The sequence below is a fragment of the Pseudonocardia halophobica genome (genome assembly GCF_027922425.1).
In the GTDB taxonomy this organism is placed as follows: domain Bacteria; phylum Actinomycetota; class Actinomycetes; order Mycobacteriales; family Pseudonocardiaceae; genus Pseudonocardia; species Pseudonocardia halophobica.
Map to the genome: position 1 here is coordinate 21865 of NZ_BSFQ01000011.1, position 22902 is coordinate 44766.

Consider the following 22902-nt stretch of genomic DNA (forward strand, 5'->3'; position numbering starts at 1 on the left):
AACGGCCTCTTGCGGCTCTGCATGGTCACCCTCAATCATCCCGGAATGCCTCTGCGGTGGCTACCGGTAACTCGTCGTGGTGGACGTCGACGTCACCACCTGAACACGGTCGGCCTCCTTGCGGCACTCGTGCTGCTCGCCGGCTGCGGTGCACCGTCCGCGCCGGCCGCCGCGGGGCAGGTGACGGAGCTACGGGTGGCGCTGGCGCCGCTGGCCAGCACGTTGCCCGCGCACGTCGCCGCGGCCGAGGGCATCTTCGAGCGCAACGGACTCCGGGTGACCATCACCGAGGGGAACGACCTGCCGGGGTTCACCGCCGCGCTGGACCAGGGGCGGTACGACATCGTGCTCAGCGTGCCGACGATCGTGCTGGTCGCCGCCGACCACGGCATCGACGTCCAGGTGGTCTCGCGCCTGAGCAGGTCGACGTCGGCGCACCCGGGCACCGTGTGGATCACCAGGGATCCGGGGATCGCGTCGGTGGGACAGTTGCGCGGTGCACGGATAGGTGTGCCCGCGTTGACCGGTCAGCTCACCGACTCGCTGGTCTACCTGCTGCAGCGGGCCGGCGTTCCCCGGGACCAGGTGACCTTCGTGCAGACCCCGTTCGCCACCATGCCGGACCAGCTCGAGGCGGGGCGGCTGGATGCGGCCGTGGCGGGGGCGCCGTTCAGCACGGCGATGGCCGCCCGTGGGTTCCGACTGCACGAGGACGTGGTCGTGGCGGCCGTGCTCGACGCCACCGGGGGCGCGGTGAACGACGGGATGACCTCGTTGTTCGCCTCCTCGGCACGGTTCACCCGGGAGCATCCCGACGCGGTTCGGGCCTGGCGTGCCTCGCTGGAAGAAGCGGTCGCGCAGCTGAGCCGCGACGAGAACGCGATCCGGGACCAGTACCGGGCGTGGCTGAAGATGCCGCCGGAGGTCGCGGCCGGCTCGCCGTTGCCCACCTGGGAGCTGGACATCGCCCCGCGCGACCTGGAGCCCTACGTGACGATCTCGAAGTCGGTCGGGAGCATCGGCCGGGAACCGGACGTGACGACCCTGGTGTGGCAGGACCATCCATGACGGCGCCCGACGACCGGGCGCGATCGCCGGCCGGCGGGACGGCGTACCACCTCCGGGGCGTCGGCGTGGGTCTTCCTGGCCGCGCCGGCCTCCGATGCGTGCTCAAGGACGTCGACGCCGACGTCGCGGCCGGGGAGATCGTCGGGGTGGTCGGCAGATCCGGGGTCGGGAAGACCACCCTCCTGCGGGTTCTCGGTGGTCTCCTGCCGGCCACGGTCGGGACCGTCCGCCTGTTCGGGCGGCCGGTGACGGGCCCGCCGCCCGAGGCCGTCATGGTGTTCCAGGACTACGCCGCCGCGTTGCTGCCCTGGCGGACGGTGGCCCGCAACGTCGCGCTCGGTCTGGGGGGACGCTTACGGGCCGGGGAACGGCGACGCCGGGTGACCGAGGCCCTGGAGCTGGTCGGGCTGGCCGACCGGGGCGGCGACCATCCCGCGCAGCTGTCCGGGGGTATGGCGCAGCGGGTGCAGATCGCCCGGGCTCTGGCCGTCCAGCCGAGGGTGCTGTTGATGGACGAGCCGTTCGGGGCGCTCGACGCGCTGACGAGGGCAGCTCTGCAGGACGTGCTGCTGGGCATCCAGGAGCGGACGCACACCACGATCGTCTTCGTGACGCACGACCTGGACGAGGCGCTCTACCTCGCCGACAGGGTCGTCGTGCTCGGCGGCGAGCCGGGCACGGTCGCCCTCGACCTGCCCACGGAGCTGCCCCGCCCGCGGCACCAGCTGCGCACCCGGGAGGCGGAGCCCTACCTGCGGTCGCGGCACCGCCTCGGCGAGCTGCTCGTGTCGGGGACACCGTGAGCGGCCTCCGCCGCCTGCCCGGACCGGGCGGGATGAGCCTGGTCGTGCCGGTCGCCGTGCTCGTCACCTGGCAGCTGCTCACGTCGGCCGGGGTGCTCGACCTGGAGTTCCTGCCGCCGCCGGTCGAGATCGGCCGGGCCCTGGCGGTCGAGGTGATGGACGGGGAGCTCCCGGTGGACCTCGCCCACACGGTGGCGGTCGTGCTGATCGCCACCGCAGTCGCCGGAGTGGTCGGCGGCGGGCTCGGCGTGGCTCTGGGACTCGTACCGGCTCTGCGGATCCACGTCGCGGCGTCGTTCGACTTCCTGCGGACGATCCCCGCCATCGCGTTGATGCCGATCGCGCTCCTCCTGCTCGGACCGGGCCCCTCCACCGAGCTGCTGCTCGCGGCATACGCGGCCACCTGGCCGGTGCTCGTGACCACAGCCGGCGGCGTTGCGGGAGTTCCCGATCGCCTGCGCGACGTCGCCCGCACTCTGCGGTTGTCGGCCGCTCGGACGGTGGGGCGGATCGTGGTCCCGGCTGCTGCCGCGTCGTGGCTCGCCGGCGCGCGGGTGGCTGCGATCGTCGCCCTCCACGTCACGGTCGTCGCCGAGATGGTGATGTCGCCTGCCGGACTCGGCGGCGGCCTCGTCGAGTCCCTGCAGGGGCTCAACCCTCCACGGATGTGGGCCTACGTGGTGGTCTGCGGTCTGGTGGGGATCCTCCTTCAGGGCCTGCTCCGCCGGCTGGTCCCCCTCGGGCTCACCGGTCGGCCGGCCGGCGCGGCGGGCCCGTCGTGATCCGGGCCTCGATACGGAGCCCGGGCGCGGTACGGGGGCTTCTGCCGCTGGTCGCGGGGCTCGCGTGCTGGCAGCTCGTCGCCCCGTCCGAGTCGCGGACGTTCCCGCCGCCGAGCCGTTGGGCGGAGTCGCTCGCAGAGCTCAGCCTCGGTGGGCGGCTGGCCGGCGCCGTCGCGGGCACCCTCACCACCTTCGTGCTCGCGCTCGCGGCGGCCACGGTGATCGGCTCCGTGCTCGGCGCAGCCGTCGGATTCTCCCGCCGCGTCGACCGAGCCGTGTCGCCCGCCCTGAATCTCCTCGCCGCGATCCCCGGCGCCGCCATCGTCCCGCTCGCCATCCTCGCGCTCGGCACGACCCGGGCGACCGCTGTGGCCGTCGTCGCGCTCGCCGTGGTCTGGCCGGTTCTGCACACCAGCGCCGCCGCGGCGAGAGCCGTTCCCCGCGTGCGGCTCGACGCCGCACGGACGCTCGGTCTGAGCCGGGAGCGGCGCTGGCGCACCGTGCTGCTGCCCTCCGTCGCACCCGGGGTGCTGCTCGGCGTTCGGGTCGCGGCGTCCATGACCCTGATCGTCACGCTGCTGGTCGACATCCTGGGCACGGGCGACGGCATCGGGCGGCTGCTGGTCGAACGGCAACAGCGCTTCGACACCGCCGGCGCCTGGGGGCTCCTGTTCGCGATCGGTGTGCTCGGCTACCTGGTCAACTTCGCTCTGGCCCGGGCCGAGCAGCTACTCGCGCGGCCCACCGGCCCGCAGGTATGGCGGGAGAGCCGGGCTGGTCATCCCGCCGAGCACAGGCCGTCGCGGGGGCAGAACATCGCCCAGACACCGTTGTAGCCGCTGGCGACCGTTCTCGTGCACGGGCTCGCCATCCCGCCACCACAGTCGAGGTAGTTGAGTTCCGAACCTGCATCCGGTGTCGCGGTGAGGGTCACGGCCGTCCCGACCGGGAAGTCGGCGTGGCACGTCCCGCTGATGCTCTGGTCCTCGCCGGCGGCGTGCTCGTACGGATACCCCACCGGCGTGGCGAGGTGACAGTTAATTCCTGCTGGTCTGCTGGTCACCGTCCCGCTGCCCCACCCGTCGATCCAGACCGACACCGTGCTCGACGCGCTCGTCTGCGCCACAGCACTGGTGGTCGGCAACAGCAGGACGGCACCACCCAGCACCATGACCGCGGCCAGGCGCCCCAGCCCTCGGCGGAAACGATCGTTCATCCTCGGCTCCTTTCTCGCCCGCACGCGGACCGGCGCGGCCCTGGCCGCCGTCGGCGCGTACATGCGCCGATCGTGCGGCCGGGTGGAGCGCAGCGAGAGCCGGGCGGCACCGAAGGATCGTCCGAAGTGTTTGAGCGCCCGGACGCCGTGCGCCTCGGGGTCAGCCGGTGTTCTTCATCCCCGCCGCGATGCCGTTGATGGTGAGCAGGAGGGCGCGCTCGAGGTCGGCGTCGTCTCCACCGTCGGCACCGCCCCGGCGGCGGCGCTGGTCGAGCAGCTCGACCTGCAGGTGGTGCAGGGGCTCGAGGTAGCCGTTGCGGACCGCGAGGGTGTTGCGCAGCACCGGGTGCCGGTCGAGGAGCACCGGGTCGCCGGTCAGCGCCAGCACCTCGCGCAGCGTGCGCCCGTGCTCGGCGCGGATCAGCTCGAACAGCCCCTGCTGACCGGGCTCGACCAGCGTCGAGACGTAGTAGGAGGCGATCCGCAGGTCCGTCTTGGCCAGCGTCATCTCGACGTTGCCGAGCAGGTTGGCGAAGAAGGCCCACTCGCGCATCTCGTCGAGGACCTCGCCGTAGCCCGCGTCGCGTGCCGCCTTCAGCCCGCTGCCCAGCCCGTACCAGCCGGGGACGACCATCCGGGTCTGCGTCCAGCCGAAGACCCACGGGATCGCCCGCAGGTCGTCGAGCGACGGGGTGCCCTTGCCCGGGCGCTTCGACGGCCGGGAGCCCACGTTGAGCCGGCCCAGCTCGTCGACCGGGGTGGCCGCGGTGAAGAACTCCGGCAGCGCCGGGTCGCCGACCAGCTCGCGGTAGGCCTTCTTGCCCGCCTCGGACACGCAGGTCATGACCTCGTCCCAGCGGGCCAGGGTCTCGTCCGGCCAGCGGGAGGCCTTGTGCAGCACGCTCGCGTCGAGCATCGAGGCGAGCAGGATCTCCAGGTTGTCGTGTGCCAGCGTGGGCAGCGAGTACTTGTCGGAGATGACCTCGCCCTGCTCGGTGAGCTTCATCGCCGCGTCGACCGAGCCGTAGGGCGCCGACGCGATCGCCTCGCCCGCCGGCCCGCCGCCGCGGCCCACCGAACCGCCGCGGCCGTGGAAGAGCCGCAGGTTCACGCCGTGCTTCGCCCCGACGTCCCGCAGCTGCCGCTGGGCCCGGTGGATCTCCCACTGCGAGCTGGTGATCCCGGCGCCCTTGTTGGAGTCCGAGTACCCCAGCATGATCTCCTGCAGGTCGCCGCGGTTGCGCACCTGCTGCCGGTAGCCCGGGTCGGACAGCAGCCCCTCGAGCAGCGGGCCCGCCTGGGACAGCTCCTCGACGGTCTCGAACAGCGGCACCAGGTCGACGGACGAGCGCGGGTCGGTCCGCAGCTCCACCATGTACGACTCGCGGGCGAGGACGGCGACGGCGAGCAGGTCGTCGACGTCCTGGGCCATCGACACGATGTAGGTCCGGGCGACCTCCGGCCCGAACTCGTGCTGGACCTCGTGCAGCATGTCGAAGGTCGCGATCACCTGGGCCGCCGCCTCGGGCACCCCGTAGTGCCGGCGGATCAGCGGGCGGTGCCCCTGCAGCTCCGTCGACAGCAGCGCGCGGCGCTCCTCGCGGGTCAGCTCGGCGTACGGCCTGTCCAGCTCGCCGAGCTCGTCGTAGATCGCGCCGAGGGCGTCGTGGTGCTTCTGGCTGTGCTCGCGGATGTCCAGCTCGGCCAGGTGCAGGCCCAGCGCCCGGGCCGCGCGCAGCGCACGGGCGAGCGTGCCGTCGGCGATCCGGGCGCCGAGGTGCCCGCGCAGCGAGCGGTCCAGCACGCCCAGGTCGGCCACGTAGTCGGCGACGCCCAGGTAGTCCCGCCCCGCGACGTGCGGGCCCCGGTTCGCGATCCGGCTGCGGGTGTTCTCCAGCCGCGCCTGGAGGTAGCTCAGGTGGAGCCGGTAGGGCTCGTGGGCGTTGAGCCGGATGAACCGGTCGTGCACCTCGGGCAGCGCGCGCCGGTCGCGGGCCAGCGCGCCGCGCAGCTCCTCGGACACGCCCATCACCCGGGTGGAGATCGACAGCTCCTGGATGAGCTGCTCCACCAGGCCGCCGTGGATCTTCAGCGCGCGGTCCGTGTACAGCTCCAGGACCTCGCGGGTGACCTCGGGCGTGACGTTCGGGTTGCCGTCCCGGTCGCCGCCGACCCAGCAGCCCAGGCTCAACGGCCGGGAGTCCGGCGGGACCTCGAAGCCGTGCGCGCGCACCTCGGCCTCGAACTCCCCGACCAGGTCGGGGACGGTGCGGGTGCCGAGCTGCTCCATGAACCAGGCGACGCCGCGGGCCTCGTCGGTCACCGTGGGTTTGCCGGGCCGGATCTCGTCGGTCTGCCAGAGGAGGTCGACGAGGGCGCCCAGCTCGTCGTCCGACGCGCCGTGGTCGAGCCCTTCGGCCACCCGCCGGAGGATCGCGAGGACGGACTGCCGGGACGACTCGGTGGGGTGCGCGGTGAACACGGGCCGCAGCTGGGCGCGGGCCAGTACCTCCTGCACCGCGCCGCGGTCGGCCTCGGCGGCCAGCCGCTCCATCACGGTGTGCAGCGGGCGGCGGTCGGCGGGGCGCAGGCTGCGCAGCTCGCGCGAGCGGTGCAGCTGCTCGGCGACGTTGGCCAGCTGGAAGTACTGGGAGAAGGCCCGGGCCAGGACGACGGCGGTGCCGGTGTCGAGGCCGGACAGCCGGCGGGTGACGGCGTCCGGGTCGCCGCTCTCGCCGGCCGCCTCCCGGGCGAGCTTGCGGACCTCCTCCACCAGCTCCAGCACCTCGTCGCCGGCCTGCAGCGCAACGGTCTGCCCGAGCATCGTCGAGAGCCTGCGGATGTCGGCGCGCAGGGCGCTGTGCTCGGTCTCGGAGACGACGCCGGAGTGCGCGGCGAGGGAGTCCGGGGCGAGGAGTTCGGTGCGGTGGGCGCTCGCGGTCACCGTGGTGGGGCTCCGTTCACGGGAGGGGCCGCTCGCGGCGTCGGGAACGGCGGGACTACCGGCCATCGTCGCGCCTGCGCCGGGGCGGGGCCATCGCTGGCGGGAGGCCGTAACCCGCCGTTGACATGTGGTCCCGCGCCGGACCCCGGAGAACGCCGAACGGGCGGCCCCCCTTGTGGGGACCGCCCGCCCGGGTCGGGGCGCGGACGTCAGCTGGGGACCGCGTCCAGGTCCGTGGCGAGCAGTTCGGCCAGCGCGTCGAGCGAGGTCTCGCCGTTCGCGTCGTCCGAGCTGGTGAGGACGACCTCCTCACCGGAGTTCACGCCGAGCCCCAGCACCGAGAGGATGCTGCGGGCGTCGACCGGGCCGCGGTCGCCCGCGGCGATGGTGACCTTCGCGGGCTGCTGCCCGGCGGCCTTGCAGAACAGGTTGGCGGGGCGGGCGTGCAGCCCCACGGACGATCCGACCTTGACGCGGCGCTCGGCCATGACGATCTCTCCTACGGAATCAGGCGTGGGCGGCGGCGCGGGGCGCCGACGTGGACTCGGTGGTGGCGGCGGCCTTCTTCTTCTGGCCCACCGACTTGAGGACGATCACGATCGCGGCGGAGACGAGCGTCCCGGCGACGATCGCGACGAGGTAGCCGAACGGGTTGCCGATCAGCGGGACCACGAAGATGCCGCCGTGCGGGGCCCGCAGGGTCGAGCCGAAGGCCATCGACAGGGCACCGGTGACCGCGGACCCGGCCATGAGCGACGGGATGACGCGCAGCGGGTCGGCGGCGGCGAACGGGATCGCACCCTCGGTGATGAAGGAGGCCCCGAGCAGCCACGCGGCCCGGCCGTTCTCGCGCTCGGCCTCGGTGAACAGCTTCTTGCGGACGGTGGTGGCCAGGGCCATGGCCAGCGGCGGGGTCATCCCCGCGGCCATCACCGAGGCCATGATCAGCAGCGCGGTCTGGGAGTTGGTGGACAGCCCGGCGACGGCGAAGGCGTAGGCGGCCTTGTTCACCGGACCGCCCATGTCGAAGGCCATCATCAGGCCGAGCAGGGCGCCGAGCAGGATCGCGTTGCTGCCGGACAGGCCGTTGAGCCAGTTGGTGAGGCCGGTCGTGATCGCGGCGAGCGGCTGCCCGATCACCACGAACATGATCCCGCCGATGATCGCCGTGCCGACCAGCGGCAGCACCAGCACCGGCATGATCCCGGCGATCGCCTTCGGGGCCTTCCACTTCTTCATCCAGAAGATCAGGCCACCCGCGAGCAGGCCGGAGGCGAGGCCGCCGATGAAGCCGGCACCGACCTCGACGGCGACCAGGCCGCCGACGAAGCCGGGGACCAGTGCGGGCCGGTCGGCGATCGCGTAGGCGATGAAGCCGGACAGCACGGGCACGAGCAGGCCGAAGGCCAGCGAGCCGAGCTGGAACAGCAGTGCGGCCCAGCTGGTGTGCGAGGTCCAGGAGAAGCTCTCCGTGACCGAGGGGGCGTCGGTGATCTGGTAGCCGCCGAGGGCGAAGCCCAGGGCGATCAGCAGGCCGCCGGCCGCGACGAACGGGATGACGTAGGAGACGCCGGTCATCAGCCAGCCGCGGACCTTCGACCCGACACCGGGGCCGGTCTGCTTGACCGCGAGCTGCGGCTCGGCGGGTGCCGCGGTGCCCTTCGGCGCCGCCTCGGCGGCGGCCACGGCCTGCTCGATGAGGGCCGGCGCCCCGCCGATCGCCTTCTTCACCCCGGCGGTCACCGTGGGCAGGTGGGCGAAGCGGTCCTTGTCCCGGACCTCGACGTCCGCCGCGAGGATGATCGCGTCGGCACCGGCGAGCTGCTCCGGGGTGAACGGGGTGGAGCCGGCCGAGCCCTGCGTCTCGACGACGATCTCGTGCCCGGCCTCCTCCGCCGCGACCTCGAGGGCCTCGGCGGCCATGTAGGTGTGCGCGATGCCCGTCGGGCACGCGGTGACGGCCAGCAGCTTCACGCGCCGACCTCCTTCCGGATGTAGTCGGCGACGTGCCCGGCGTCGGTCGCGCCGAGGAGCTCGTCCTTGAACGCCTTGCGGACCAGCCGGCGGGCCAGCGCGGCCAGCACCGTCATGTGGTCGGTGTCGCCGCCCTCGGGAGCGGCGATCATGAAGACGAGCCGGGCGGGCCCGTCCTCGGCGCCGAAGTCGACGCCCTCGGTGCTGCGGCCGAACGCGAGGCTCGGCACGGTGACGGCCGCGGACCGGCAGTGCGGGATGCCGATCCCGCCCTCGAGCCCGGTCGGCATCTGCTGCTCGCGGGCCTCGATGTCGGCGAGGAACTGCGCGAGGTCGGTCACCCGGCCCGCCTTCTGGAGCCGCTCGGCCAGCGCTCCGACCGCGGCACGGCGGTCGGTGGACGGGAGGTCGAGGTCGACGAGATCGGCGGTGATCAGGGCGGACTGCTCGGTCATGCGGCATCTCCGGTGAGGACGAGATCGGCGTGCGGGCGTCCGACGCGGACGTCGGCGAGCGGGAGCTCGTGGGGTCCGGGCATCTCGCTGCCCGGCAGGCGGCAGGCCGCGGCGCCGTACGCCACGGCGCGGGCGAGGGCGTCCGGCCCGGCGCCCCCGGCGGCCAGGAACCCGGCCAGGGTGGCGTCGCCGGCGCCGACCGTGCTGCGCACGGTCACGGGCGGGGTCGCGGCGTGGTACTCGCCGGACTCCTCGACCAGCACGGCGCCGCCGGCGCCCAGGCTGACGAGGACCGCGCCGACCCCGGCGGCGCGGAGCTCACGGGCCGCGGCGAGCACGTCGCCGAGGCTGGCGAGGGGGCGGCCGACCAGCTCGGCCAGCTCCTCGTGGTTGGGCTTGACCAGGTCCGGCCGCGCCGCGACGGCGGCGGCGAGCGGGGCCCCGCTGGTGTCCACGGCGGTCCGGGTGCCGGCCCGCCGGACGAGGGTGGCGTGCAGGTCGACGGGCATGCCCTCGGGCAGCGACCCGCAGGTCACCAGCCAGTCGGCGCCGCGGGAGCGGGCCACGGCCTGCTCGGTGACCTCCTCGACCTCCTCGGGCGTGAGCACCGGGCCGCTCTCGTTGATCTTCGTCGTGGTGCCGTCCGGCTCCACGAGCGTGATGTTGGAGCGGGTGGCGCCGTGGATCGGCACGGTGACGGCGGGGACGCCGAGAGCGTCGAGCAGGCCGTTGAGCCGCCCGCCCGGGGCGCGGCCCGAGGGCAGCACCGCGAGGGCGTCGACGCCGGCGCGGGTGAGGGCGCGGGCGACGTTGACCCCCTTGCCGCCCGGGTCCAGCCGCACGGACAGGGCGCGGTGCACCTCGCCGCGGACCAGCCCGGCCAGCTCGACGGTCCGGTCGAGGCTGGGGTTGGGGGTGACGGTGACGATCAAGGCTTCACCTCCTCGTGAAGTCGGTCGTGGAGTCGGTCGTGTGCGGGTCAGGCCCGGACGACGCGGGGGCCCGCCGCCTCGATGGCGGCGGTGGCGGCGTCGTCGAGCCCGGTGTCGGTCACCAGGGCGTCGACCTGGTCCAGCCGCGCGAAGCGGACGAACTGGTCGGTCCCGTACTTGGCGGCGTCGGCCACCACGACGGCGCGGCGGGCGGCGGCGATCATGGCTCGCTTGGCGGCGGCCTCGGCCGGGTCGGGCGTGGTGAGCCCGCGCTCCGGGGAGAAGCCGTTGGTGCCGAGGAACGCGACGTCGACGGTGAGGGTGGCCAGGGTGTCGGTCATCCAGTCGTCGACCGCGGCCATCGTGGTGCCGCGGACACGCCCGCCGAGCAGCCGCAGCACGACGTTCGGCCGGGTGGCGAGCATCGAGGCGATCGGCAGCGAGTTGGTGACGACGGTCAGCTCGCGGTCGGTCGGCAGGACTGAGGCGAGCCGGGCCGTGGTCGTGCCCGCGTCGAGCAGGACGGTCAGGCAGCCCTCGAGCTCGGCGAGGGCGGCCTTGGCGATGCGCTCCTTCTCCGGGCCGGCCACGGTGTCGCGCTGGCCGATGGCGGGCTCGAAGTCGAGGCGGTCGGCGGGGATGGCGCCGCCGTGCACCCGGCGGACGAGGCCCTGGCGCTCCAGGGTGCCGAGGTCGCGCCGGATGGTCTCCGGCGTGACCTGCAGCTCCTCGGCCACGGCACCGACGTCGACCCGCCCCGCGTCGCGGGTACGGGTGAGCAACCACTGCTGACGCTCCGCTGCGTACATCTTCGTTCGCTCCCGGATCCGTGCCCGAATCTGCTTGCTTGTTTCCGAGTATGTGGGTTTTACTGGAGTTCGTCAACGGGTCACGCCGAAGTCATCCGAACGGATCGAGGGAGTTCGCAATGCAGCTGAACGGCATCCCTGCCAGTCCCGGGCGTGCGGGAGGACGCGTCGTGCGCGTCGCCGACGCCCCCGGCGAGCCCCCGGTCGGGCCCGTTCCCACCGATCCGGACACCGAAGCGGGCAGGATCGGACCCGCGATGGAGCTCGTCTCCGCCCGCCTGCAGACCCGCGCCGACGCCGCGTCGGGCGACGCGAAGGACGTCCTCGAGGCGACGATCACGATGGTCGGCGACCCGGCCCTGCTCGAGAACGCCGAGAACCTGGTGCGCGAGGGCGGGCGGCCCGCACCCCGCGCGGTCTGGGAGGCGGCCAACACGTTCGCCGACATGCTCGCCGCGATGGGCGGCTACATGGGCGAGCGGGCGACCGACGTGCGCGACGTCCGCGACCGGATCGTCGCCGAGCTGCAGGGCCTGCCCGCGCCGGGCGTGGCCGACCTGGCCGAGCCCGCCGTCCTGGTCGCCGCCGACCTCGCCCCCGCGGACACCGCCGGCCTGCGCCCGGGCATCGCGCTCGCGCTCGTGACCGAGCAGGGCGGGCCGACCAGCCACACCGCGATCCTCGCCCGCTCGCTGGGCATCCCGGCCGTCGTCGGCTGCGCGGGGGCGCGGCAGCTGGTCGAGGGCGCCTTCGTCGTGGTGGACGGCGGCGCCGGTTCCGTCGAGGAGGTCGGGTCGGCCGAGGAGGCGGCCGTGATCGTGGAGGCGGTCGAGGCCGTCGAGTGGGACGGCGTCGGCCGGACCGCCGACGGGCATCCCGTCCCGCTGCTGGCCAACGTCGGCGACGCCGACGGGGCGGCCGCGGCGGCCGAGCGGCGGGCCCAGGGCGTGGGCCTCTTCCGGACCGAGCTCGCCTTCCTCTCCGCGGCCGAGGAGCCCTCGGAGAAGCGGCAGCGCGAGGTGTACGACGGCGTGCTGGGCGCGTTCGCGGGCAAGCCGGTGACCGCCCGGACGCTCGACGCCGGTGCCGACAAGCCGTTGCCCTTCCTGACCCTCGACGGCGAGCCGAACCCCGCGCTCGGTGTGCGGGGCCTGCGGATCGCGCGGGTGCCCGGGAACGGTGCCGACGTCCTGGAGCGCCAGCTCGCCGGGCTGGCCGCGGCGGCGAAGGAGACCGGCGCCGAGCTGAAGGTGATGGCGCCCATGGTCGCCACCGCCGAGGAGGCGCGCTTCTTCGTGCAGCGCTGCCGGGCGCACGGGATCACCAGCGCGGGCGTGATGATCGAGATCCCGGCCGCCGTGCTGGTCGCGCGGGAGATCATGGCCGAGGTGGACTTCGTGTCCGTGGGCACCAACGACCTGGCCCAGTACCTGTTCGCGGCGGACCGCCAGTCCGGCCCGGTCGCGGCGCTGAACGACCCGTGGCAGCCCGCGCTGCTCCGGCTGATCCGGATGCTGGGCGAGGCCTCCGCGGAGACCGGCGTCCCGGTCGGCGTGTGCGGCGAGGCCGCTGCCGATCCCGCCCTCGCCCCCGTGCTGGTGGGCCTGGGCGTCGCGACGCTCTCGATGGGCTCCGGCGCGTTGGCCGCGGTCGGCGCCTCGCTCGCCGGCCTCACCCTGGAGCAGTGCCGGGCCCTGGCCGCGGTCGCCTGCGCCGCCCCGGACCCGATGTCGGCCCGCCAGGCCGTGAGTGCGCACTGCCCCTAGAGGGGCGGTACGCGCTCACGACCCCTGGTGAGCTGCGGAAACCGGTCGGCTGTGAGCTGCGCTCGCGGGTTCAGCGCGGATGCTTGCGTGGGCGGCCGGGGCGGCGCTTGACGGGCACGACCACGCCCTCCTGGAAGATCTCGCCGCCCCACACGCCCCACGGCTCGCGTCGCCGCAGCGCCCCGGCCAGGCACTCGGCCCGCATGGGGCAGCCGCGGCAGGCGGCCTTCGCGCGGTCGAGGTCGGCCGGGTCGTCGGCGAACCACATCCCGCCGCCGGGCCCGTGACAGGGCAGCTCGGTGGCGAGGAGATCCGCGGGGCCGGCTGCCGTCCCCCCGGCAGCCGGTCCCGCGGGTACACCCGCGATCGTCCTCACTTCCGTGCACCCCCACGATCGCCGGTCCTCCGGTCCCCCGGCCGGAGTTGCCACTGCGCCCGTCGCCCTCCCCCCGACCGGCGGGACCGGGCGCGCACCCGTCGAACGGCGCCTCCCGGACGGCCCACCGGCCACCGCACTCGGTGACGAGGGGCGCAGCAGCACGGGAACCACCCTGCCGCCTGCTGCGTGTGCGCGGATCCGGAGAAAGTCCCCATCCGGCTCGCCGGATCCCCTAGGGGTTCGGACTGCGGATCCCGGTTGTGTAGCGTGCCCACCTCTCTCCGACTCCGTCCGGCGGTCGAATGTGACGGTCCTGGCCGGAAAAGTTGTCGCCAGGGCCGGCCGGCGATCGCGGCTGCGGCGTCGGTCGCCGGCGCCGACGGTCGGTCCATGATCACCGGACGGGACCGTTCGCGGCCGGGTGTGGCCGCCATCGGCCCTGGACAGCGATCACGGGCGCGGCAGGATCGCGCTGAGGTCCCCGACGGCGCTCGGGGCAGGGGCGCCCGGGAGCGCCGCTGCTGGGCATGATCGCCGTACCGGACCCTTCATGGTCGGATGTGGCCGTCCACGGTCTCGAACGGTGATCACGGGCACTGCTCGAACGGCTCCGGCCGGCGATCACGGGCGGAGGATCGCGGCTGGGTCGGCCGGGCTTGCGATCCGCATCCCTTCGGACCGTTCGGCTCGGGCTGATCACCACCCGGCCGGCGGTGCGTGAGGTCGTCGAAGCGCGGCGCGGGCGATAGCGTCGCCGACATGGTCGATCACGGCGCTCCTCCCGTCGCCCTCGTCACCGGCGGAGGCAGCGGGATCGGCCGCGCCACCGTCGCCCGACTGCGCGCCGCGGAGTGGTCGGTGCTGCTCGCCGACCTCAACCCGGAGACCGGCCCGCGTGCGGCCGACGATCTGGGCGCGGCCTTCGAGCGCGTCGACGTGGCCGAGGAGGCGCAGGTCGAGGCGGCGGTCGCGCGGTGCGTCGCCGAGTACGGCCGGATCGACGCCGTGGTCAACAACGCCGGCGTGGGCGGTGCCTTCGGCGCCCTCACCGACCTCGCGGTCGAGGACTGGGACTACACGTTCGCCGTGCTGGTCCGCGGGGTGTTCCTCGGTGTCAAGCACGGGGCGCGGGCGATGCGGGCGGCCGGGGCCGGCGGCGCGATCGTCAACGTCGCCTCCATCGCGGCGTACGGCGGCGGGGCCGGGCCGCAGGCCTACTCGGCGGCGAAGGCCGCGGTGCTGAACCTGACCCGGGTCGCGGCCGTCGAGCTGGCGGAGGACCGGATCCGGGTCAACGCGGTGTGCCCGGGCGTGATCGCGACGCCGCTGGTCGGGCGGGACCCGGCGCGGGCCCTCGACGGGGTGCAGCCGTGGCCGGAGGTGGGGCGGCCCGAGGACGTCGCCGAGGTGATCGCCTTCCTGTGCGACGACGCCTCCCGCTTCGTGACGGGCGAGGAGATCACGGTCGACGGCGGGCTCACCGCGGCCGGCCCCCGCATCCACGCGGCGTACGGCGGCGACCCGCGGAAGCGTGGCCTGACGGGGGTCAACCGCGGCACCACGGGCGAACCCCCGACCATCCGGTCGGGTCGGTGAGGTCGGTGGCTCGATCGACCGTCGGCAAGATCGCTGATCGGGTGCACCGGCGGCGCTGCGAGCCTCGAGCGCAGTGCTCGCGAGGACGTCGGTTCGGGCGCCGCCACCGCTCCCACATGATCGCTGTTTCCGTGCATCTACGGTTACGCGGGTCGTCTCCAGTGCACCGGGGTGGCGATCATGGTCCGCCGACCGGCGACACACGGGATCGGAGCGTGGCCGGCGTGCGAGGTGCCGACGCCGCAGGTGAGCGCGGTCGGGTTCAGGTGCTGCCGGTCCCCGGCATGATCGCCACCTCCGTGCACTGAGGGTTGCGCGGGGAGCCGTGAGTGCAGCTTCCGCGGAGGGCGTCGCATAGGCAACCGCCGCCGCGACGGCATGATCGCTATCCGGGTGCACGGACAGTTCCGTGAGGAGCCCTGAGCGCCGCGAAGTGATGATCACGGTGCGCGATCGGCGCTGCTCGTTGCTCGGATGCTGAGAGGTTCGGCTGCACGGGCCGCGTCCACATGATCGTTGTTCGGGTGCCCCGACGGCTGCGCGCCGGGCCCTGAGCGCACGCTCTGCGGAGGGCATCGCACAGGCGATCGCCGTCGCGCCCGCAAGATCGCTGTTTCCGTGCACCGACGGTTCGGCAAGGAGTCCTCAACGCAGCGGATCGGCGTTCACGGTCGGCACTGCCCACTGCTCGGATGCTGACGGTTTCAGGTGCTGACCGCCCGGCGCCGTCATGATCGCTGTTCTCGTGCATCGAAGGCTTCGCGAGGAGCCGTGGGCGCACCACGCCAACGATCATGGTCCGGTGGCTGGCGCCGCGTTCGCCGACCGACGGCACACGCAGTCGGAGTGCGGCACGGCAGCTGTGGCCGACGTGCGAGGTGCCCTGGGCGGGTCGGCGGTCAGGTGGTGACCGCCGCCTGCCCCAGCGCCTCGGTGAGTAGCGCGCGGACGTGCGCGCTCTCCGCGGTGTAGTAGATGAACGTGCCCTCGCGCCGGCCCTCGACCAGCCCCGCCAGGCGCAACTTGGCCAGGTGCTGGCTCACCGCCGTGGGTGCCGCGCCGACCAGCTCCGCGAGGCAAGCCACCGAGGTCTCGCCCTGCAGTAGCGCCCAGAGGATCTTGATGCGGGTGGGGTCGGCGAGCAGGCGCAGCGAGTCGGCCGCCCGGCGGACCTCCTGCTCGGACGGCATCGCGAAGTCCGGGATGCCCTCGTGCACGCCGCGAGTCTAGCGAACACCTGAGCGACCGTGCAGGTGTCAGGATCACTTTCCATCTGAGTGCATACCTTCGTGCATGCGCAGGTATGTTCTCACGCATGCTGTCTCTGCCCGAGGTGCGGAGCGCCGCGCTGGCCCTGCTCTTCTTCGCCGCCGCCGTGCCCGCCGACCTGCTCGGGGCGCCGTGGCCGCTCGTCGCCCTGCTCTACGCCGCCTGCTACGTCACGGGCGGATGGGAGCCGGCCTGGTCCGGGCTGCAGGCGCTGCGCGAGCGGACCCTCGACGTCGACCTGTTGATGATCGTCGCCGCGCTCGGCGCCGCGGCGATCGGCCAGCACCTCGACGGCGCGCTGCTGATCGTGATCTTCGCGAGCTCCGGCGCGCTCGAGGCGGTGATGACCGCCCGCACCCGCGCGAGCATCACCGGTCTCCTGGACCTCGCGCCCGAGACGGCCCACCGGATCGCCGACGGCCGGGAGGAGTCGGTCCGGGCCGCGGACCTCGCGGTCGGGGACGAGGTCGCCGTGCGGCCGGGGGAGAAGATCCCCGCGGACGGCACCGTCCGCGACGGGGCCACCGAGGTCGATGCCTCCACCCTCACCGGCGAGCCGCTGCCGATCCGCCGCGGCCCCGGCGACCAGGTGTTCGCCGGCACGCTCAACGGCACCGGGACGGTGCGGGTCCGGGTCGACCGCGACCCGGCGGACACGGTGCTGGCCGGGATCGCGGCGCAGGTGGAGCGGGCGGCCGAGACCAAGTCGAAGCGCCAGCTCTTCGTCGAGAAGGTGGAGCAGCGCTACTCGGTGGTGGTCGTGGTCGCCGCCCTCGCGCTGCTGGTCGGGCCGCTGCTCTTCGGCGCCGACTTCCGCGACACGCTGCTGCGCGCGATGACGTTCATGATCGTCGCCTCGCCCTGCGCCGTGGTGCTCGCGACGATGCCGCCGCTGCTCGCCGCGGTCGCCGTCGCGGGCCGGCGCGGCGTGCTGCTCAAGGACGCCGGCGTGGTCGAGGCGCTCGCCGAGGTCGACGCGGTTGCCTTGGACAAGACCGGCACCGTCACCCGCGGCCGCCCCGAGGTCCGCGCCGTCGAGCCGCTCGACGGCCGCTCCGCCGACGAGCTGCTCGCCCTCGCCGCCGCCGTGGAGGAGGGCTCGGAGCACGTGCTGGGCCGCGCGGTCGTCACCGAGGCCCGCCGTCGGACCCTGCCCCTCCCCGAAGTCCGCGACTTCGCCGCCCTGCCCGGCGAGGGCGTGCGCGGGGTCGTGGGGACGACCGTGATCACGGTCGGGCGCCCGACCGGCGGCGAGGAGCGGGATCGGGTGGCCGAGGCGGAGCGCGAGGGCCACACCGCGGTCGTCGTGCGCGTCGACGACGTTCCCGTCGGTCTGCTCGTCCTCGCCGACGAGGTCCGCCTCGGCGCCGCGGAGGCGATCGCGGCCGTCGGCCGGGCCGTCGCCCCGCCCGTCCTGCTCACCGGCGACGCCGAGGGCCCGGCCCGGCTGGTCGGCGACCGGATCGGGGTGGGCGAGGTCCGTGCCGGGCTGCTGCCCGCCGACAAGGCCGCGGCCGTCGAGGAGCTCGAGCGCGGCGGCCGGCGGGTGCTCGCCGCCGGCGACGGCCTCAACGACGCCCCGCTGCTGGCGACCGCGCACGTCGGGCTGGCCGTCGGGGAGGGTGCCGGGACGCTCTCGGTCGAGGCGGCCGACGGCGTCCTGCTGCGGGACCCGCTCGGCGCGCTCGCGCCGCTGGCCGCCCTGGCCCGCCGGGCCCGGCGGGTCGCGCGCGCCAACCTGGCGTTCGCCGCCGTCGTCATCGTCGGGCTGGTGACCTGGGACCTGGTCGGGACGCTGCCGCTGGCCCTCGGCGTGGCCGGGCACGAGCTGTCGACGGTGCTGGTCTGCCTGAACGGGCTGCGGCTGCTGCTGCGCCCCGGCTGGCCGGCGTCAGAGCGCGGTGAGCGCGGCGAGCGCCATGCGGCGGAGCAGGCCGGCGACCTCGTCGGGAGCCGCGCGTGAGCCGCTGTGCGGGGTGGAGTTGAGCAACCCGAACGTGCCGTGCGCGGCCACGCGGGCGGCGTCGGGGTCGAGCCCGGGGTGCAGCCGGCGCAGCGTGTCGACCCAGATCTCGACGTAGGTGCGCTGCAGCCGGCGCACCCGCCGCCGGTCCCCCTCGGGCAGGTTGTCGAGGTCCCGGTCCTGCACCACGATCAGCTCCGGCTCGCGCAGCGCGAACTCCAGCTGGAAGTCGACGAGCGCGGCCAGCACCTCGTCCGGCTCGCCCGTGGACCGCTCCCGCCCGCCGGCGAGCAGGCGCTCGCTGATGTCCACGAGCAGCTCGGCGAGCAGCGCCTCCTTGCCCGGGAAGTGCCGGTACAGCGCCGGCCCGCTGATCCCGACGGCGGCCCCCAGCTCGGCGATGCTCACCCCGTGGAAGCCGTGCCGGGCGAAGAGGACGGCGGCCGTGCGGAGGATCTGCTCACGCCGGGAGGGTGCGTTGTCGACCCGCGGCGCCGCCATCGGGCCAGCGTAGCGCCTCTGGTTAACGTTCGCTAACACCCGCCCGGGTCGCCACGTCTCAGGCCCGGCACAGGACGCGGCACCTACCCTGGTCCCATGGCCCGCGACCCGGATCCGGACCCCACCGCGGGGTCCGGTGCTGCCCCGGACCGGCCGTCGGGGCCGTTCCGCGGGCTGCGGGACCGGCTGCGCGCCCGGCTCGGGGTCCGGACGACGACCGCGCTGGCCGCCGCGCTCACCGTCGGGGTCGTGCTCCTCGTGGCCGGGGCGATCCTGGTGCTCGGGCTCAACGCGCTGCTGCGGATGCAGCTGGTCAACGCCGCCACCCAGCAGGCGACCCAGCTCGGCGAGCGGGTCGCGGCGAACTTCGCCGACACCGAGGACGTCAAGCGCAACGCCGTCCAGGCCACGGGCAAGCGGTCCGACCTGGTCGAGGTGGTCACGAACTACAACCGGGACCCCCATCGGCCGCCGGACATCCAGAACATCGGCTCCTCGGACCCGCTGCCGCAGTACCCCCTGATGTCCGACGTCCTGGCCGAGCCGGACGAGGTCGAGGTCGTCCACTCCACGTGGATCACCCTCGACGACGGCAAGCACGAGGAGGTGCTGGTCGTCGCGATGGGCTTCGAGTTCCCGCCGACCGGCCAGCCCTTCACCGTGCTGGCCGCCCAGCCGCTGGACTTCCTGCACCGCGCCGTCGACACGGTGCTGGCGATGGTGCTGGTCGGCATCCCGGTGCTCGTGGTGCTGGTCGGCGGCTTCACCTATCTCTTCGCCGGACGGGCCCTGCGCCCGGTCGAGGCGATGCGCGCGCGGGTGGCGAGCATGACCGACCGGGACCTCGGCACGCGCGTGCCCGTCCCGCCGGCGCGGGACGAGGTGGGCCGCCTCGCCGAGACCATGAACCAGATGCTCGGCCGGCTGGAGAGCGCGCAGACCACCCAGCGCCGGTTCGTCGCCGACGCCAGCCACGAGCTGCGCAGCCCGCTCGCCACGATCGCGTCGGGCCTGGAGCTGCTGGCCGGGTCGGTGGACGAGTCCGACGCGTCGACCGTCCGGACCCTGCGCGGCGAGGCGGGCCGCCTCGACCGGCTGGTCGACGGGCTGCTCCTGCTCGCCCGCTCCGACGAGCGCGGGCTGCAGCCCCGCCGCGAGGACGTCGACCTCGACGAGATCGTCGAGGCCGAGCGCGGCCGCCCGTCCGACGTCGGCGGCGTGGCCCCCGAGGTCCGCGCCGAGCCCGTCCGGGTCTCCGGCGACCGCGCGCAGCTGGTCCGGGCGGTGCGGAACCTGGTCGACAACGCGCGCCGGCACGCCGATTCGCGGGTGCTGGTCACGCTGCGGACCGAGGGTCCCGACGCGGTGGTCGACGTCGACGACGACGGCCCCGGCGTCCCGCCCGAGGACCGCGGCCGCGTCTTCGAGCGGTTCGTGCGTCTCGACGAGGCCCGCGCCCGGTCGGACGGCGGCGCGGGGCTCGGCCTCGCGATCGTCCGGGAGATCGTGGCGGTGCACCACGGCGGCGTCGAGGTGCTCGACTCGGCGCTGGGCGGGGCGCTGTTCCGGCTGCGGCTGCCCCGCACCGAGACGTCGGCCGAGCCCGAGCCGGGGCCGGAGGGGCCGCCGCCCGGGGACGGGACGTCCGACGCGGCGGACCCCGGCGACCTGCGGGACGACCGACCGACCGGCCCGCTGCCCGTCCTCACCCCGCCGGCCCGCGAGACCCCGACCCGCGAGACCCCGCCGACCCGCGAGCCGGAGACCGCGCCGGTACCGCGCGAGCCCGCCACTCGGCCGGTGCCCGCCGGCCGTCGGCCCTCGCCGGTGCCGCACGAGCAGGAGACCGCGCCCGTGCCGCGTCCGTCGCCGGTCCCGCGTGGGAGCCATGAGCGTGGGAGCCATGAGGACGAGCGGGTCCGGCCCGCGACGTCGGTGCCGATCCGGCTCGGCGACGCGCTCTCGCCCGCGGACGTCAATCCGACGGCGCCGATCCCCGTCGTCCGGCCGCCCGCCCGCTGAGCCGGAAGCCGTCAGGCCGGCTCGACCATCCGGTACCCGACGCCGCGCAGCGTCTCGATGGTCTGCGTGCCGAAGGGCGCGTCGATCTTCTTGCGGACGTAGCCCACGTAGACCTCGACGACGTTGACCTCGCCCTCGTAGTGCGCGTCCCAGACCGCACGGAGGATGTCGGTCTTGGTCACGACCTCGCCCGCGTGCCGCATGAGGTGCTCGAGCACGCCGAACTCGCGCGGGGTCAGGGTGATCTCGGTGTCGCCGCGGTGCACGCGGTGCCGGGCCGGGTCGAGCTTCAGGTCGCCGACGGACAGCACGGTGGGCCGGGCGTCGCCGGCGCGGCGCTGCAGGGCGCGTAGCCGGGCCAGCAGCACGACGAACGAGAAGGGCTTGGTGAGGTAGTCGTCCGCCCCCAGGTCGAAGGCGTCGGCCTCGTCGTACTCGCCGTCCTTCGCGGTCAGCATCAGTACCGGGCTCCACACGCCGGCGGCCCGCAGCTGCTGCAGGATCCGGTACCCGGACAGGCCGGGGAGCATGATGTCGAGGATGACGACGTCGTATCCCCCCTGGATCGCGGCGTCCAGGCCCGAGGGGCCGTCGTGCCGGACGTCGACCGCGTGGCCCTCGCGGGCCAGCCCGCGGCGGACCATCTCGGCCAGCGGGCGCTCGTCCTCCACCAGCAGCAGGCGCACGAGGAGCACCGTAGGGCCCGCGGCTGTGACGTTCCTGAGGGGACTGGCGCTCCGTGTTAATGACCGCTAACCTAGTTAACGATCGCTAACCGATCCGACGAGGGACGGCAGATGCAGGGTGTGGCGAGGCGCTCCGGGGCCGCAGCTCCGGTGCTGGGCAGCAAGGTCGACCCCGGGGCGGAGCAGTTCGCCCGCAACGCGGAGTCGCACCGCTCGCTGGTGGCGGACCTGAACGCGCAGCTGGCGGCGGCGCGGCTGGGCGGCCCGGAGCGGTCGCGGCAGCGGCACGTGGAGCGCGGGAAGTTGTTGCCGCGGGACCGGGTGGACTCGCTGGTGGATCCGGGGTCGCCGTTTTTGGAGCTGTCGCCGTTGGCGGCGCACGGGCTCTACGGCGGGGACGCGCCGGCCGCGGGGATGATCACCGGGGTGGGGCGGGTCGCGGGCCGGGAGTGCGTGATCGTGGCCAACGACGCCACGGTCAAGGGCGGCACCTACTACCCGATGACGGTGAAGAAGCACCTGCGGGCGCAGGAGGTGGCGCTGCACAACCGGCTGCCGTGCGTGTACCTGGTGGACTCGGGTGGGGCGTACCTGCCGGCGCAGGACGAGGTGTTCCCGGACCGAGAGCACTTCGGGCGGATCTTCTACAACCAGGCGCAGATGTCCGGGAAGGGGATCCCGCAGATCGCGGCGGTGCTGGGTTCGTGCACCGCGGGCGGGGCGTACGTGCCGGCCATGAGCGACGAGGCGGTGATCGTCCGCAACCAGGGCACGATCTTCCTGGGCGGTCCGCCGCTGGTGAAGGCCGCGACCGGTGAGGTGGTCACGGCCGAGGAGCTGGGCGGCGGCGACCTGCACTCCAAGATCTCCGGCGTCACGGATCATCTGGCGAACGACGACGCGCACGCGCTGCGGATCGTCCGGTCGATCGTCGGCACGCTCGGGCCGCGGGTGGCGCCGCCGTGGGAGCGGGAGCCGACCGAGGCGCCGGTGGTGGACCCGGGCGAGCTGTACGGGGCGGTGCCGACGGACTCGCGGATCCCGTACGACGTGCGTGAGGTGATCGCGCGGGTCGTGGACGGGTCGCGGTTCCACGAGTTCAAGGCCGAGTACGGCACGACGCTGGTCACGGGCTTCGCGCACATCCACGGCCACCCGGTCGGGATCATCGCGAACAACGGGATCCTGTTCTCCGAGTCGGCCATGAAGGGCGCGCACTTCATCGAGCTGTGCGACCAGCGCGGGATCCCGCTGGTGTTCCTGCAGAACATCACCGGGTTCATGGTCGGCCGGGAGTACGAGGCCGGCGGGATCGCCCGCAACGGCGCCAAGCTCGTCACCGCCGTCGCCTCGACCCGGGTGCCGAAGCTGACCGTGGTGATCGGCGGGTCGTTCGGCGCGGGGAACTACGCGATGTGCGGGCGGGCCTACTCGCCGCGGTTCCTGTTCATGTGGCCCAACGCCCGGATCTCGGTCATGGGCGGCGAGCAGGCCGCCACCGTGCTCGGCACGGTCGGGTCGGGCGCGGGCAACGGGGACGCCGCGGCGCAGGAGGAGCTCAAGGAGCGGATCCGCGCCCAGTACGAGACCCAGGGCCACCCCTACTACTCCACCGCCCGGATCTGGGACGACGGCGTGATCGACCCCGCCGACACCCGCACGGTCCTGGGCCTGTCGCTGTCGATCGCCGCGAACGCCCCGCTGGGCGACCCGGCCTTCGGCGTCTTCCGGATGTGA

At 74.2% G+C, this 22902-nt stretch carries 20 protein-coding genes; 9 read left to right on the forward strand and 11 right to left on the reverse strand.

The features are described from left to right. The first annotated feature begins 45 nt into the window (after positions 1–45). The 4 genes from PKE99_RS14975 to PKE99_RS14990 are packed head-to-tail and all read left to right on the forward strand — an operon-like array spanning position 46 to position 3489. Positions 46–1068: an ABC transporter substrate-binding protein gene (locus PKE99_RS14975; RefSeq protein WP_269322981.1), complete on the forward strand. Its 1023-nt coding sequence runs from the start codon at positions 46–48 to the stop codon at positions 1066–1068. Beyond that, a complete protein-coding gene (locus tag PKE99_RS14980) occupies positions 1065–1871 on the forward strand; it encodes an ABC transporter ATP-binding protein (RefSeq protein ID WP_081924089.1) in 807 nt (268 codons plus the stop codon). Before PKE99_RS14975 ends, PKE99_RS14980 begins: the two co-directional genes overlap by 4 nt. Beyond that, positions 1868–2653 (forward strand): ABC transporter permease, encoded by a 786-nt coding sequence (locus PKE99_RS14985; RefSeq protein ID WP_156067538.1) that lies wholly within the window; start codon positions 1868–1870, stop codon positions 2651–2653. Before PKE99_RS14980 ends, PKE99_RS14985 begins: the two co-directional genes overlap by 4 nt. Then, positions 2650–3489, forward strand: a complete 840-nt coding sequence (locus PKE99_RS14990; RefSeq protein ID WP_037045194.1) for an ABC transporter permease — start codon at positions 2650–2652, stop codon at positions 3487–3489. Before PKE99_RS14985 ends, PKE99_RS14990 begins: the two co-directional genes overlap by 4 nt. Here PKE99_RS14990 and PKE99_RS14995 read toward each other — a convergent pair. The 7 genes from PKE99_RS14995 to PKE99_RS15025 form a co-directional block, all read right to left on the reverse strand. After that, positions 3432–3869, reverse strand: coding sequence for a hypothetical protein (locus PKE99_RS14995; protein ID WP_156067540.1), 438 nt, complete (start codon positions 3867–3869; stop codon positions 3432–3434). The genes PKE99_RS14990 and PKE99_RS14995 overlap by 58 nt on opposite strands. 160 nt (positions 3870–4029) lie before the next feature. Continuing rightward, the gene (gene ppc, locus PKE99_RS15000) at positions 4030–6813 is read right to left on the reverse strand and encodes a phosphoenolpyruvate carboxylase (protein ID WP_231498189.1); all 2784 of its coding nucleotides are present in this window, start codon (positions 6811–6813) and stop codon (positions 4030–4032) included. Between the two features lie 209 nt (positions 6814–7022). Beyond that, complete coding sequence (locus PKE99_RS15005) at positions 7023–7301, reverse strand: HPr family phosphocarrier protein (RefSeq protein WP_037045198.1); 279 nt, start codon at positions 7299–7301, stop codon at positions 7023–7025. 19 nt (positions 7302–7320) lie between these two features. Then, on the reverse strand, positions 7321–8787 hold the full coding sequence (locus PKE99_RS15010) for a PTS fructose transporter subunit IIC (protein WP_037045199.1): 1467 nt from the start codon (positions 8785–8787) through the stop codon (positions 7321–7323). Continuing rightward, positions 8784–9242, reverse strand: a complete 459-nt coding sequence (locus tag PKE99_RS15015; protein ID WP_037045200.1) for a PTS sugar transporter subunit IIA — start codon at positions 9240–9242, stop codon at positions 8784–8786. Before PKE99_RS15015 ends, PKE99_RS15010 begins: the two co-directional genes overlap by 4 nt. Continuing rightward, the gene (pfkB, locus tag PKE99_RS15020) at positions 9239–10174 is read right to left on the reverse strand and encodes a 1-phosphofructokinase (protein ID WP_037045201.1); all 936 of its coding nucleotides are present in this window, start codon (positions 10172–10174) and stop codon (positions 9239–9241) included. Before pfkB ends, PKE99_RS15015 begins: the two co-directional genes overlap by 4 nt. A gap of 47 nt (positions 10175–10221) precedes the next feature. After that, on the reverse strand, positions 10222–10983 hold the full coding sequence (locus PKE99_RS15025; RefSeq protein ID WP_037045203.1) for a DeoR/GlpR family DNA-binding transcription regulator: 762 nt from the start codon (positions 10981–10983) through the stop codon (positions 10222–10224). Between the two features lie 119 nt (positions 10984–11102). On the opposite strand from PKE99_RS15025, the gene PKE99_RS15030 reads away from it, so the two are divergent. Then, a complete protein-coding gene (locus PKE99_RS15030) occupies positions 11103–12749 on the forward strand; it encodes a phosphoenolpyruvate--protein phosphotransferase (protein ID WP_037045206.1) in 1647 nt (548 codons plus the stop codon). A 70-nt stretch (positions 12750–12819) separates the two neighbouring features. On the opposite strand, the gene PKE99_RS15035 is transcribed toward PKE99_RS15030, so the two are convergent. Continuing rightward, positions 12820–13125 (reverse strand): WhiB family transcriptional regulator, encoded by a 306-nt coding sequence (locus PKE99_RS15035; RefSeq protein WP_063739742.1) that lies wholly within the window; start codon positions 13123–13125, stop codon positions 12820–12822. Between the two features lie 762 nt (positions 13126–13887). On the opposite strand from PKE99_RS15035, the gene PKE99_RS15040 reads away from it, so the two are divergent. Further along, positions 13888–14724, forward strand: coding sequence for an SDR family NAD(P)-dependent oxidoreductase (locus tag PKE99_RS15040; RefSeq protein ID WP_037045208.1), 837 nt, complete (start codon positions 13888–13890; stop codon positions 14722–14724). Between the two features lie 899 nt (positions 14725–15623). Here the strand turns inward: PKE99_RS15040 and PKE99_RS15045 are convergent. Then, positions 15624–15941 (reverse strand): ArsR/SmtB family transcription factor, encoded by a 318-nt coding sequence (locus tag PKE99_RS15045; protein ID WP_037045210.1) that lies wholly within the window; start codon positions 15939–15941, stop codon positions 15624–15626. A gap of 98 nt (positions 15942–16039) precedes the next feature. Between PKE99_RS15045 and PKE99_RS15050 the strand changes: the two genes are divergently transcribed. After that, positions 16040–17956, forward strand: a complete 1917-nt coding sequence (locus PKE99_RS15050) for a heavy metal translocating P-type ATPase (RefSeq protein ID WP_063739743.1) — start codon at positions 16040–16042, stop codon at positions 17954–17956. Here the strand turns inward: PKE99_RS15050 and PKE99_RS15055 are convergent. Then, positions 17885–18457: an SACE_7040 family transcriptional regulator gene (locus PKE99_RS15055; RefSeq protein WP_037045211.1), complete on the reverse strand. Its 573-nt coding sequence runs from the start codon at positions 18455–18457 to the stop codon at positions 17885–17887. The two genes, PKE99_RS15050 and PKE99_RS15055, sit on opposite strands and share 72 nt — an antisense overlap. 96 nt (positions 18458–18553) lie before the next feature. Here PKE99_RS15055 and PKE99_RS15060 point away from each other — a divergent pair, with 96 nt between their 5' ends. After that, a complete protein-coding gene (locus tag PKE99_RS15060; RefSeq protein ID WP_051737343.1) occupies positions 18554–20479 on the forward strand; it encodes a sensor histidine kinase in 1926 nt (641 codons plus the stop codon). Positions 20480–20490: 11 nt separating this feature from the next. On the opposite strand, the gene PKE99_RS15065 is transcribed toward PKE99_RS15060, so the two are convergent. Further along, positions 20491–21165, reverse strand: coding sequence for a response regulator transcription factor (locus PKE99_RS15065; RefSeq protein WP_037045391.1), 675 nt, complete (start codon positions 21163–21165; stop codon positions 20491–20493). A 111-nt stretch (positions 21166–21276) separates the two neighbouring features. Here PKE99_RS15065 and PKE99_RS15070 point away from each other — a divergent pair, with 111 nt between their 5' ends. Then, on the forward strand, positions 21277–22902 hold the full coding sequence (locus PKE99_RS15070) for a carboxyl transferase domain-containing protein (RefSeq protein ID WP_051737344.1): 1626 nt from the start codon (positions 21277–21279) through the stop codon (positions 22900–22902).